The organism is Allobosea sp. WAO (assembly GCF_001509835.1).
In the GTDB taxonomy this organism is placed as follows: domain Bacteria; phylum Pseudomonadota; class Alphaproteobacteria; order Rhizobiales; family Beijerinckiaceae; genus Allobosea.
Genome location: NZ_JXTJ01000017.1, coordinates 21,585 through 34,132 on the forward strand (window position 1 = coordinate 21,585; position 12,548 = coordinate 34,132).

A 12,548-nucleotide genomic window follows, 5' to 3' on the forward strand; every position below is an offset into this window, starting at 1 on the left:
CGGACCTGCCCTTATGGATCGTCATTCGCGACGATGAGTTCGCAGCCGGCTTCGCGGATCATCCGCGTGGTTCCCGCCGGTGGCTGGCGGTCGGTCACCAGGGTGTTGATCTCGCTGAGATGCCCTAGGCGCGACATGGCGGCGCGGCTGAACTTGGTGTGGTCGGCCAACAGCACGGCGCGCCGCGCATTGCGCAGCATGGCGCGGCCCACGACGGCCTCGTCGTCGCGGTATTCGAGCAGATTGCCCTCTGAATCGATGCCGCCAATGCTCGTCATGTGCAGGTCGCAGCGATAATTCTCGATGAAGGCGGCGGCGTGCATGCCGCCCATGGCGCGGTTCTGCCCGAGCCACATGCCGCCGGTGATCAGGATCGAGATCTCCGGGCACTTATCGAGGATCGAGGCCGCCGCGGTCGAATTGGTGACGACGCGCAAGCCACGCGGCCGCTTCTCGGCGATGGCCTTGGCGAGCGCGTCGACCGTGGTGCCGGGCGTCAGGAACAGCGAGCTGCCCGGCGTGACCAAGGTCGCGGCGGCGCGGGCGATCGCCGCCTTTTCGCTGGCGGTCTCGACATGCCGGAAATCGTAATCGGCATTGACCGTGCTGAGATTGGCGCTGGCCCCGCCATGGTGCCGGCGCAGGTAGCCGCGATCCGACAGGTCCTGCAGGTCGCGCCGCAGTGTCTGCGGGGTGACGTTGAACGCCGCCGCCAACTCCTCGATCGCGGCGTATCCGCGCCGGGAGAGGATGTCGAGAATCTCGCTATGGCGTTTGCTTAGCTGGGCCATGACAAGCGGTAAGGAGCACATTTCGTCCCGCGTCAAGCGGAATGCGCGTTTTCGAATATCTAGGTTGCGAAAAGGAAAGATTGCTGCATCATTCCGCCTCGTCGCCATCCTGGTCGACCTGCCCGTCGAGCATCCGGGATTGGCCGGCGCCGGCCCGGCGGTCGCCGCAAGCGGGAATCCCGGTTTGATGAAACGCAAGATCGTCTGCGTCGGAAACCTCGTCCTCGACGAGGTCTTCCAGGTTGCCTCCTTGCCGGCGTCCGGCATCAAGACCGGCGTTCTGGCCTATGAAAAGCGCTATGGCGGCCCGGCTGCGACGGCGGCGGTGGCGATCTGCCGCCTCGGCGGCACGGCGTCCTATTGGGGGCGCGTGGCGGACGATCCTGCCGGCGAGGCCGGCATCGCCGCACTGCGCCAGCATGGCGTCGATTGCGGCGGCGTCGCCGTTCTCCCCGAAGGCCGGACGCTGCGCGCCATCGTCATGGTCGACGCAAGGGGCGAACGCAGCATCGTCTCGGACCGGCACGGGCTGTCCCTGGATGGTTCGGTGTTGCCGAACGATCCACTCGACGAGGCCGGGGCCGTCCTTGTCGACAGTCGCTGGCCGGCCGGGGCGCTGATCGCGCTCGACCGTGCCCGCGCCGCCGGCGTTGCCACTGTGCTCGACGCCGACGGCGGCGCGACCGCCGACAATCAGGCCCTGATCGACCGGGCGGATCACGTCGTCTTCTCGAGCGAAGGCCTGCGCGACCATGCCGGGGAAGGCAGCCCGGAGGAACTGCTGCGCCAATGTGCCGGCGACACCTCCAGGGTCGTCGCGGTCACCCGCGGTTCCAGCGGCAGCCTCTGGCTGATCGACGGTGAAATCGTCGCTGTTCCCGCCTTCCAGGTCGATGTCGCCGACACCACAGGCTGTGGCGACACTTTCCACGGCGCCTATGCACTCGGGCTCAGCGAGGGGCGCGATCCGATCGCGGCCGCGCGCTTCGCCTCGGCTGCGGCGGCAGTGAAGGCCCAGCGCGGCCGCGGCTGGGACGGCATGGGAGATCGCGCTGCGATCGAGACGATGATGGCATCAGGCGCCGTCCATCCGGTCTGATCCGATATCGGAGCGCCGTTCGTTTTCGCATGGCGCTTCGCAGCCGCTCGGCTGCGGCGGCTGGTCCTGCACGTCCTGCCGTTGGCTCGCGATATGTAAGAAAACGAAAATAGAGCTTGCGATATCGAAACGCGCATGCATCACTAGGTGCAGAAAAGAAGAATTTCGGGAGGCCGGATCTTTCGACCTTCATCATCGGCAGGGTGCGGCAGGGCTTGCGAAACTTCGCAGACCTTGCGGGTGCCGCCCTTCCGGCAATCGTGGCATGTCGCCTGTTCCAGGCGGCGGAGCTGCGGCGTGCCGGCCGATCGATCGGACGCTGCAGGCAGTTGTCTGCGGCGGCGCGAACCTGTGATTATAGCCGGCTAAGGAAACAGCATTCATGGCGTGCTCCTCAATCACCGAACTCCTTGCGGATCTGAAGGCGATCAAGGTCGACCTGTCGGGCCCGAACCCCGATTTCTCGAAGAGCCAGCGGCCGCCGGACGAGATGATCGACCGCTGGGCGGAGACCGCGGCGATCGCCGAGCCGGAGACGCGCGCCGTCGCGATCTGGGCGATCCGTGAGGCGGCGCTCGCCGCCGGCATCGTGCCCTCCTCGGTGCAGGAGCTCTATCTCGCCTGCGCCGCCGGGAAGTGGTCGGGCAAGACCGTGCCGGCGATGAACCTGCGCGGCTGGAGCTATCACACCTGCCGCGCCGTCTTCCGCGCCGGCAAGGAGCTCGATTCCAAGCTCTTCATCTTCGAGCAGGCGGTCGGCGAAGCGCTCTACGCCCAACAGCCGCCGCTGGAATACGCTGCAGCGGTGCTGGCTGCGGCGCTGCGCGAGGGCCACACCGGCCCGGTCTTCCTGCAGGCCGACCACGATCAGATCAACGCCAAGGCCTATCTCGCCGACCCCAAGGCGGAAGTCCGCAAGCTCGAGAGCATCATGCGCGAGCAGATCGCGGCTGGCATGTACAGCATCGACATCGACGCCTCGACGGTGGTCGACCTGTCGCTGGCGACGGTCGAGGATCAGCAGCGCGTCAATGCCGAGCTGACCGCGCACTTCACTGAGTTCGTGCGCGGCATCGAGCCGAAGGGCGTCTCGATCTCGCTCGGCGCCGAGATCGGCGAGGTCGGCCACGAGAACACCACGCCGGAAGAGCTGCGCGCCTTCATGAAGGTCTATCTGGAAGAGATGGCCAAGCGCGGTGCCAAGCTGCCGATCGTCAGCAAGATCTCGATCAATTCCGGCACTTATCACGGCGGCAAGGTTTTGCCGGACGGCACGCTCGCCGAGGTCAATGTCGACTACGAGCTGCTGAAGACAATCTCGACCATCTGCCGCAGCGAGTACAACATGGCCGGCGCGGTCCAGCACGGCGCCTCGACCTTGCCGGGCACACAGCTCGCCAAGCTCCCGAAGGCCGAGGCGGTCGAGGTCCATCTCGCGCTCGGCTTCAACAACCTGATCTTCGATCACCCGGCCCTGCCGCAGGCGCTGAAGGACCAGATCAGGGAATACACCTTCGCCAATCACCTCTCGGAGAAGGGGGCCGGCGAGACCGATGCGCAGTTCTTCTACAACACCCGCAAGAAGTCCTGGAAGGTGATGAAGAAGCCGTTCTGGGAGATGCCGAAGGAGGCGGAGACGGCGATCATGGCCTCGCTGCAGGAGATGTTCCGCAACATGTTCACCTGGATGAATGTGGGCGGGACGAGCAAGCTGGTCGACGACAACACCACGCTCGTGAAGGTCGCGCCGCCGGTGCCTGAGGCGCTGCGCAAGGCGCGCGCGGCCTAAGGAGGACGATGGACGACGGCGCGCCCGCAACGACGGGCGCGCCTGCTACCCGAAGGCGCCGAATGGCGCTCGCGGACAATGATAATCAACCCGGGAGGAAACGATCATGGATCTGCAACGTAGGTCTTCATTGCTGAAGTTCGCGGCGCTGTCGCTCGCCTCGATGATCAGCCTGCCGACGCTGGCGCTCGCCCAGCAGAAGGAAGTGCGATGGGGCCAGTGGAAGGGCACTGAGGTCGGCGAGAAGTTCATGGGCGAGCTCAAGGCTGCCTTCGAGAAGGACCATCCCGACATCAAGCTGACGCCGGTCGATTCTCCTTTCTCCGGTTTCCACGACCGCGCCATCGTCCTGCACCAGGCCAAGAAGCTGCCCGACGTGCTGCTCGTGCAGGTCGACTGGGTCGCCGAGTTCGCCGATCTCGGTATGATCGAACCTATCGACGAGCGTATTGCCAAGGAGCCGAAGGAGTTCTTCGGCAACATCCCCGTGACCTTCCACCAGAAATGGCGCGGCAAGCAGTACTACCTGCCGATCGAGAGCGGCGCGGTCGCACTCTTCTACAACACTGACCTGTTCAAGGCCGCCGGCCTCTCCGGCCCGCCCAAGACCTGGGGCGAGTTCGCGGAATATTCCCGCAAGCTGACCAACCCCGACAAGCGCCAGTTCGCGATCACCGGCACGCTGCAGGGCGAGCCGCCGACCAACATGACCTATGAGATCTACCCGCTGTTGCTGCAGGCCGGCGCCAAGATCATCGACGCCGAGACCAACAAGGCGGTGTTCAACAGCCCGGAGGGCGTTGCCGCCATCGAGTGGTATGTCGATCGCATCAACAAGGACAAGGTCTCCGTTCCCGGCGTGCTCAGCAATGGCGAGAAGGAGAAGCGCGCCAACTTCGCCTCCGGCAACGTCGCCATGATGTTCGAGGGGCCCTGGGGCATCGCGATCCAGAAGCAGCTCAATCCCAAGCTGAACTATGACATCGCCCCGCTGCCGGTCGGCAAGACCAGCGGCACCATGGTGCGCGGCTCGCTGAACACCATCTCGTCCCAGGCTCAGGACAAGGACGCGGCCTGGACCTTCATGCGCTGGATGTCCGGTCCGAAGGGCATCGAGATGTGGGCCAAGGGCACTGGCGCCTTCCCGGCCCGCACCGACGTCTCGAGCCAGGACTGGTTCAAGGAGCGCACGCTCTTCCAGGCCTTCGTCACCCAGATGGCGGCGGCCAACGCCAACTCGCCGTTCCTGGTGATGCCCAACGCCGTGCAGATGAACAAGATCATGAGCACGGAAATCCAGAACGTCGTGCAGGGCAAGAAAACCGCCAAGCAGGCGCTGGATGACGCCGCCGCCGAATGGAACAAGATCTTCGCCGCGGCCGCGAAGTAACTCCCATCCGCCCGGGAGGGGCGTTCGCGCCCCTCTCCCATCGTACAGGGGTCGCCTGCCCGGAAAGACGGGCGGCGGCTCCGCATGATCGGCGTGCCATGCTGACTTTCAAACAGAAGTATCGCGAAGAACTCCTCGCATTATCCTTCCTGTGGCCAGCGCTGCTGATCCTGGTCGCGCTGCTGGTCTATCCGCTCGGCGACGTCGTCCGCCTGAGCTTCTACGACAGCAATCTCCAGCGCGAGGTCTGGGTCGGGCTCGGCAATTATGTCGCGCTGTTCAACGATCCGCTGTTCTGGAAGGCCTTCATCCAGACTGTCGTCTTCACCTTCTTCAGCGTGGTGCTGCACCTGGTGATCGGGCTGGCGCTCGCGCTGCTGCTCAACATGCACCTCAACGCCACCTTCCGTAGCCTGGCGCGCGGCCTCCTGATCGTGCCCTGGCTTCTGGCGCCGACCGTCGCCGGCATGATCTGGGTGCTGATGCTGCAGCCCTTCGGCGTCTTCAACGGCTTGCTTGTCTCGCTCGGCTTCCTCGATCCGAATGGCACGATCTCCTGGCTCGGCGACCCCTCGACCGCGCTCGGCTCGGTCACGGCGATGAATGTCTGGCGCGCCTTCCCCTTCTTCATGGTGATGCTGCTGGCCGGACTGCAGGCGATCCCGAAGCAGCTTTACGAAGCCGCGGAGATCGACGGCGCGACGCTCTGGGAGCAGTTCTGGCACATCACCCTGCCGCAGCTGCGCGGCGTCATGACGACGATCGTGCTGCTCGATTCGATCTGGACCTTCCGCGCCTTCGATCCGGTCTACGTCATGACAGGCGGCGGCCCGGCCCATTCCTCGGAAGTGCTGGCGACGGCGATCTATTTCGACGGCTTCCAGAAGCTGAAATTCGGCTACGCCTCGGCACAGGCCGTGGTGATGTTCGTCGTGCTCTTCATCGTCAGCGCGATCTATGTGCGCCGCACGATGCGCAACGTCTAAGCGTTACGGGAAAAAGCGATGCCTATGGTCATTTCGGGCAGGCTGGGTCAGCGGGGGCGCGAGCGCCTGCTCAACACCGCCGCCTACGCACTTCTTATCCTGGCGATCCTGATCGTCTTCTTCCCGCTCGCCTGGATGCTCTCGGTCTCCTTCAGGCCGAACATCGAGGTGATGCAGATGCCGCCGGAGTGGCTGCCGCAGATCTTCACGCTCGACGGCTACAAGAAGATCTTCACGACGCCGCGCTATCTGGTCGTCTTCCTCAACACCATGGTGATTTCGCTCGTCGTCACCCTGCTCTCGCTCGTGCTCGGCGCGATGGCGGCCTATGCGCTGGCGCGCTTCAACTTCGCCGGGCAGCGCGCCGTGCTGATGTTCCTGATCACCACGCAGATGTTCCCGCTGGTGCTGCTCTGCATCCCCTATTTCCGGATCTTCATCACCTTCGGGCTCTACGACACCCGCACCTCGCTGGTGATCGTCTACCTCACCTTCACCCTGCCGTTCTGCATCCTCATGCTGCGCAGCTACTTCATCAACATTCCCCGCGACATCGAGGAAGCCGCGATGGTCGACGGCTGCTCGCGGCTCGGCGCGATCTTCCGGACCCTGGTGCCGATCTCCTATCCGGCCTTCGTCGGCGCGGGGCTCTACACCTTCCTGCTCGCCTGGAACGAGTTCCTCTTCGCGGTGGTGCTGATCGAGTCCTGGGAGAACCGGGTGCTGACCATGGCGATCTACAGCCTGATGGCCGAGTTCGTCACCGACTGGAACGCGATGATGGCCTTCTCGGTGCTGGCGAGCCTGCCGCTGGTCGTCGCCTTCATCTTCCTGCAGCGCTACATGGTCCAGGGCATGACGGCGGGAGCTCTGACCTCCTGACCACGCCGGCGCTGGGCCGAACGCCACTCCCCAAACTGCGCGCCGGTCCGGCTTCGGACCGGCGCGGTTCTTTCTCGGCCCTTCACCAAGCCGGCCTGCAAGGCTAGGGATTAGAGGCGCGGCCGCCGCCGGTGGCGGCGCGACCGCGAACCTTAAATCCGCCAGCCCGGGAAACCCGCCGTGAGCCGCCTCGTCTATGTCCTGAACGGTCCGAACCTCAACCTGCTCGGCAAGCGCCAGCCGCACATCTACGGCCATACCACCCTGGCCGATGTTGAGGCCGAGTGCCGGGCACTGGCGAGTGAGCTGAAGCTCGAACTGCGCTTCCACCAGAGCAATCGCGAATACGAGATCATCGACTGGGTCCACGAGGCCCGCGAGACCGCCGGCGGCATCGTCATCAACCCCGCGGCGTTCACCCACACCTCGGTCGCGGTGCTCGACGCGCTCAATGCCTTTGACGGACCGGTCTTCGAGGTCCACATCTCCAATGTCCACAAGCGCGAGGCATTCCGGCATCATTCCTATGTCTCGCTGCGGGCGGACGGTGTCATCGCCGGCTTCGGCACGCAGGGCTACTCGCTGGCCCTGCGGCGCCTCGCCACGCTGATCGACGAGAAGTAGGGGAAAGCCGATGAAGCCAGTCAGACTCGCAGTCATCGGTGCCGGTCTGATCGGCAACCGGCATGCCCAGCACATCGCGGCCGAGCCGAGCCTCGAGCTCACCGCGATCGTCGACCCCTCGCCGAGCGCCACGACGCTGGCATCTTCGCTCGGGACGAACTGGTTCCCGAGCTTCGCCGAGATGCTGGCGCGCGCCAGGCCGGACGGCGTCGTCATCGCGACGCCGAACAGCCTGCATCTCGCCAACGGCCTCGAAGCGGCTGCCGCCGGCCTGCCGGCGATCATCGAAAAGCCGCTCGCCGACAGCGTCGCAGCCGCGCAGCAGCTGGTCACGACGTTCGAGAAGGCCGGAATTCCGCTGCTCGCCGGCCATCACCGGCGCTACAACCCGATGATCCGCAAGGCCAAGGAGATCGTCGAGGGAGGTCGGCTCGGCCGCCTGCTGACGCTGCATGGCAGCTTCTGGCTGATGAAGCCGGACGATTACTTCGACGTCGCCTGGCGGCGGGAGAAGGGCGCCGGCCCGGTGATGATGAACCTCAGCCATGATGTCGACCTGTACCGCTATCTCTGCGGCGAGATCGCCTCGGTGCAGGCGCAGGAATCGAACATCGTGCGCGGCAACGCCGTCGAGGAGACCGCGGTCATCATCCTGCGCTTCGTCAATGGCGCGCTCGGCACGGTCAACGTCTCCGACTCGGTCGTCGCGCCTTGGAGCTGGGAGATGACCACCGGCGAGAACCCGGTCTACCCACAGCAGCAGGACCAGTCGTGCTACCAGCTCGGCGGCACCCATGGCTCGCTGACCGTGCCGCAGCTCGAGCTCTGGTACAATCCGGGCAAGCGCAGCTGGTGGGAGCCGCTGCGCCGCGAACGCGTGCCTTTCGTCGCCGAGGATCCGCTGCGCGTCCAGGTCCGCCATTTCGGCGAGGTCATTCGTGGCGAGGCCAAGCCGATCGTCTCCGGTCGCGAGGGGCTGGAGACACTGAAGGTGATCGAGGCCGTCAAGCAGGCCGCCAGCACCGGCGCCGTCGTCACGATCGGCTGATCATGATCGACGGCAACACCATCCTGATCGCCCATCTCGGCTACCCGACGACGACCTTCAAGGCGCCGCTGATCTACAATCCCTATTTCGAGTCGATCGGCGTCAATGCGGTGGTGATGCCGATGGCGGTCGAGGCCGATGTCTATCCTGAGGTGCTCGCCGCACTCTTCCGCCTGAGGAACATCCGCGGCGCGCTGGTGACGATGCCGCACAAGGTCACGACCACGGGCATCGTCGACGAACTCTCGACCGCGGCGAGCATCGCCGGCTCCTGCAACGCCGTGCTGCTGCGGCCGGACGGCACGCTGCGCGGCGACATGTTCGATGGCGAAGGCTTCGTGCGCGGCGTACTGCGCAAGGGCCGTCAGGTGGCGGGCGCGCGGGCACTGGTTGTCGGCAGCGGTGGCGTCGGCGCGGCCATCGCCGCTTCGCTGGCCGGAGCGGGAGCGACTGCGCTCGGCCTGTTCGACCTCAACAGCGCCGCCGTGGAAGGGCTCGCCGGCCGCTTGCGCGCGCATTATCCCGCACTGGCGCTGGAACTCGGCACGCGCGACCCGGCCGGCTACGACATCGTCGTCAACGCGACGCCGCTCGGCATGAACGAGGGCGATCCCCTGCCGATCGATGTCTCGCGCATCGCGCCCGAGAGCTTCGTCGGTGAGGTCGTGCTGAAGAGCGAGGTCACGCCCTTCCTGGCCGCGGCCCGGGCCAAAGGTTGCCGGACGCAGATCGGCACCGACATGCTGTTCGAGCAGATCCCGGCCTATCTCGAATTCTTCGGCTTCCCGACGACGACGCCGGACAATCTGAGGGCGGTGGCGCAGATCAGCTACTGAGCCGCCGTGAGGGATGGCGGCCCTGCGCTGGCCGCAGGGCCGGTCCGATTGTCGCCCGGCGCTGCGTTGCCTATAGCCGGATGGTTGTCGCGCTTGTCGCGACGGCCGTCGGAAGCCTTCCGCCTGCGCGCCATCCGGCACGCGGCAGGACGGGCCCGGCCCCGGGGGAGGCGATGTTCGGCAGCTACGAACCAAGGCGCTTGGGCGCGGCCGCGAGATCGCGCCTGGTATGAGCATCCCCGATATCGAGCTTCCCCTGTCACGGCTCGGGGGCGAGAGCGCAAGGTGAGCCCTCCGCTACCCAAAATCGCGCATTCCGATGGCGGGCTGGCCACGCTGACGCTGGCCCTGACCGCCTTCAGCCTGTTCGCCGTCGGCGATGCTGCTTCCAAGCTCATCGTCATTGAATCGAACGCCGTGGTCGCGATGTGGGGGCGCAGCGTCGTCTTCGCCGCCCTCTTCCTGTTCATCCTCCGGCCGGGGGAGTGGCGGGCGGCGCTGACGCGCGGCCCCGTCAAGCTCCTGCTGCTGCGCTCGATCTTCCCCTTCCTTGCCGGTAGCTGCGTCATCTTCGCGATGGCCTATGTGCCTCTCGCCCAGCTCACCACGATTCTGTTCATCTCGCCGCTGCTGAGCATGGCGCTCGGCAAGCTCCTGCTCGGCGAAACGGTGAACCGCTGGGGCTGGCTTGCGGTGCTGTCCGGCTTCCTCGGCGTGCTGACTATCATGCGGCCTTTCGGAGGCGATTTTTCCTGGACCCTGCTGATCCCGGCGCTCGCCGGCCTGCTCGCCGCCTTCGGCCAGGTCATGACGCGTATCGTCGCGCAACGGGCGGCGCCTCGCACGGTGCTGTTCTACACCATGCTGGTGGCGCTGGTTCTGTCCTCGCTGCCTCTGCCCTTCTTCTGGCAAGCCCCGACGGGCGAGCAATGGCTGCTGTTCGGCCTGTCCGGCATCTGCCAGGCGGCCGGCCAGTTCGCCATGATCGCGGCCTATGCCCGCGCGACCGCCTCGCGCCTCGCGCCGTACTCCTACGCCCAGCTCCTGACCGCCACCTTGCTCGGCTTCGCCATCTTCGGCGAGGTGCCCGATGTCTTCACCGTCGTCGGCGCGGCGCTGATCGTCGCCGGCGGGCTGATCTCGCTGCATCTGGCCGGCAGGCCGCCGAAGCCGCCCGACGAAACGGAACGCGTCGCGCCGACGGATTGACTGGCGCGGGGGCGAGCCTCCGACATCACGCATGCTTTCCTTTCTTTCGCAGCAGGTCCGGGAGTTCCCATGCAGATCCTCGTCACCGGCGGCACCGGCTTCATCGGCGCCTGGATCGTCCGCAGCCTGCTTGCTGCGGGCCACAAGGTCCGCATCTTCGACATCAAGGATGACAGCCGGCTCGCGCGGGCGCTGTCTGGCGAGGCGGCTGCCGAGATCGACTGGTGCCTGGGCGACATCCGCGACGGCGAAGCCGTCCACGCTGCCGCCGAGGGTTGCGAGATCATCGTCCATCTCGCGGCGATCCTGACCCCGGCCTGTCGTGAGCAGCCGGTCCTCGGCGCCGAGGTCATCGTCATCGGCACGCTCAACGTTTTCGAGGCGGCGCGCCGGCATGGCATCGCCAAGGTCGTCTATGCCAGCTCGGCCGGTGTCTTCGGTCCGGAGGATGGAGCGAGGCCGCTGCCGATCACCCATTACGGCGCTTTCAAGCTCGCCACCGAAGGCAGCGCCCGCGCCTATTGGCATGATCACGGCATCGCCAGCGTCGGCTTCCGCCCCTTCGTGGTCTACGGGCCCGGACGCGAGCTCGGCCTTACCGCCGGCCCGAGCCTCGCCGCCGAGGCTGCCGCGACGGGGGAGGCCTATGAGTTCATCTACACCGGCCAGTCCGACCTGCTCTATGTCGAGGATCTCGCGGCTGCCTTCGAGGCAGCGGTAGCGCGAGACATCGCCGGCGCGCATGCCTTCAATCTGGTCGGCGAGGTCGCGACCGTCGACGAGGTCATGGCCGAGATCCGGCGCCAGGTGCCGGATGCGCTTCTGAGCGCTTCGGGGCCGAGTCTGCCGACAGCCCCGGAACTCGCTCCCGACACGACCCTGCCTTCGGTGCTCGGCGCCTTGCCGCGGACCGGACTGGCGGAAGGGCTGGCACGCACCATCGCCTTCTATCGGAACGCGGCGCCGGCCCTTCGGTAGATCGACAGAGTAAGCTCAGGGGCGAATTCCGAACAGGACGAGGCGTGGGCGCCGAACTGGCGCACACAGGGACCGGATGGAGAATGCGATGCTGGATATGCTGAGCGGCGAGACCCGGATCTTCGTGATCATCGGCCACCCGATCGCGCAGGTGAAGTCGCCGGCCGGGATCACCAAGGGCTTCGTCGAGCGCGGCCTCAACGCGGCGCTGATCCCGATCCACGTCCTGCCCGAGGATGTCGACGGCTTCATCGCCGCGCTCGGCCCGGTGCTGAATGTCGACGGTATCGTCGTGACGATCCCGCACAAATTCGCTGCCCGGCAGCACTGCAGGACGCTGTCTGACCGGGCCCGGCTGCTGGAATCGGCAAATGTCCTGCGCCGCGGGCCCGATCGCGCCTGGCACGGCGACATGCTCGACGGGCTCGGCTTCGTGCGCGCCATGCGTCAGGCCGGCGGCGAGCCGGAGGGCAAGCGTGCCTTGTTGATCGGAGCCGGCGGGGCTGGCAGCGCCATCGGCCTGCAACTGCTCGACGCTGGCGCGTCCGAGCTTGCAATCCACGACATGGATGCCGACCGGCGCGATGCTCTGGTTTCCCGTCTCGCATCCGCCCATCCTGGGCGGGTGTGGGCGGGATCGACCGATCCGACCGGATTCGGGATCATCGCCAATGCGACGCCGATGGGGATGCGTCCCGACGACCCGCTGCCGATCGAGGTCGAAAAGCTCGCGCCGGACATGTTCATCGGCGACGTCATCACGGCGCCCGAAATCTCGCCCTTGCTGGAAGCGGGCCGTCGCCTCGGCTGCAATACCCAGACCGGCGTCAACATGTTCCTGGCCCAGCGCGAGCTGATCGTCGACTTCTTCGAAGGCGTTTCGGTCTAGCTCATCCGGCGCCATCGCACCGAAGAA

General features: G+C 66.2%; 12 protein-coding genes. 11 read left to right on the forward strand and 1 reads right to left on the reverse strand.

From position 1 onward, the window contains the following. Positions 1-11: 11 nt before the first annotated feature. Complete coding sequence (locus DK26_RS29185) at positions 12-791, reverse strand: DeoR/GlpR family DNA-binding transcription regulator (RefSeq protein WP_184231733.1); 780 nt, start codon at positions 789-791, stop codon at positions 12-14. Between the two features lie 187 nt (positions 792-978). On the opposite strand from DK26_RS29185, the gene DK26_RS24995 reads away from it, so the two are divergent. From DK26_RS24995 to DK26_RS25045, 11 genes are all read left to right on the forward strand, one after another. Continuing rightward, a complete protein-coding gene (locus tag DK26_RS24995; protein ID WP_184231734.1) occupies positions 979-1,890 on the forward strand; it encodes a PfkB family carbohydrate kinase in 912 nt (303 codons plus the stop codon). Positions 1,891-2,272: 382 nt separating this feature from the next. Next, positions 2,273-3,679: a class II fructose-bisphosphate aldolase gene (locus DK26_RS25000; protein WP_066478643.1), complete on the forward strand. Its 1,407-nt coding sequence runs from the start codon at positions 2,273-2,275 to the stop codon at positions 3,677-3,679. 106 nt (positions 3,680-3,785) lie between these two features. Continuing rightward, the gene (locus tag DK26_RS25005; RefSeq protein WP_083533588.1) at positions 3,786-5,069 is read left to right on the forward strand and encodes an ABC transporter substrate-binding protein; all 1,284 of its coding nucleotides are present in this window, start codon (positions 3,786-3,788) and stop codon (positions 5,067-5,069) included. A 98-nt stretch (positions 5,070-5,167) separates the two neighbouring features. Beyond that, positions 5,168-6,055 carry a sugar ABC transporter permease gene (locus tag DK26_RS25010; RefSeq protein ID WP_066478647.1) on the forward strand — a complete coding sequence of 296 codons (888 nt, stop codon included), beginning with the start codon at positions 5,168-5,170 and terminating at the stop codon, positions 6,053-6,055. 18 nt (positions 6,056-6,073) lie between these two features. Further along, positions 6,074-6,937: a carbohydrate ABC transporter permease gene (locus DK26_RS25015; protein ID WP_083533590.1), complete on the forward strand. Its 864-nt coding sequence runs from the start codon at positions 6,074-6,076 to the stop codon at positions 6,935-6,937. Between the two features lie 180 nt (positions 6,938-7,117). Next, positions 7,118-7,561, forward strand: a complete 444-nt coding sequence (aroQ, locus tag DK26_RS25020) for a type II 3-dehydroquinate dehydratase (RefSeq protein ID WP_066478649.1) — start codon at positions 7,118-7,120, stop codon at positions 7,559-7,561. Positions 7,562-7,571: 10 nt separating this feature from the next. Next, positions 7,572-8,609 carry a Gfo/Idh/MocA family oxidoreductase gene (locus DK26_RS25025; protein WP_066478650.1) on the forward strand — a complete coding sequence of 346 codons (1,038 nt, stop codon included), beginning with the start codon at positions 7,572-7,574 and terminating at the stop codon, positions 8,607-8,609. A 2-nt stretch (positions 8,610-8,611) separates the two neighbouring features. Further along, positions 8,612-9,445, forward strand: coding sequence for a shikimate dehydrogenase (locus tag DK26_RS25030; RefSeq protein WP_066478661.1), 834 nt, complete (start codon positions 8,612-8,614; stop codon positions 9,443-9,445). A 285-nt stretch (positions 9,446-9,730) separates the two neighbouring features. Continuing rightward, positions 9,731-10,654 (forward strand): DMT family transporter, encoded by a 924-nt coding sequence (locus DK26_RS25035; RefSeq protein ID WP_066478666.1) that lies wholly within the window; start codon positions 9,731-9,733, stop codon positions 10,652-10,654. A gap of 69 nt (positions 10,655-10,723) precedes the next feature. Then, the gene (locus tag DK26_RS25040) at positions 10,724-11,632 is read left to right on the forward strand and encodes an NAD(P)-dependent oxidoreductase (protein ID WP_066478668.1); all 909 of its coding nucleotides are present in this window, start codon (positions 10,724-10,726) and stop codon (positions 11,630-11,632) included. Between the two features lie 88 nt (positions 11,633-11,720). Then, positions 11,721-12,521: a shikimate dehydrogenase gene (locus DK26_RS25045; RefSeq protein ID WP_066479028.1), complete on the forward strand. Its 801-nt coding sequence runs from the start codon at positions 11,721-11,723 to the stop codon at positions 12,519-12,521. The last annotated feature ends 27 nt before the right edge of the window (positions 12,522-12,548 follow it).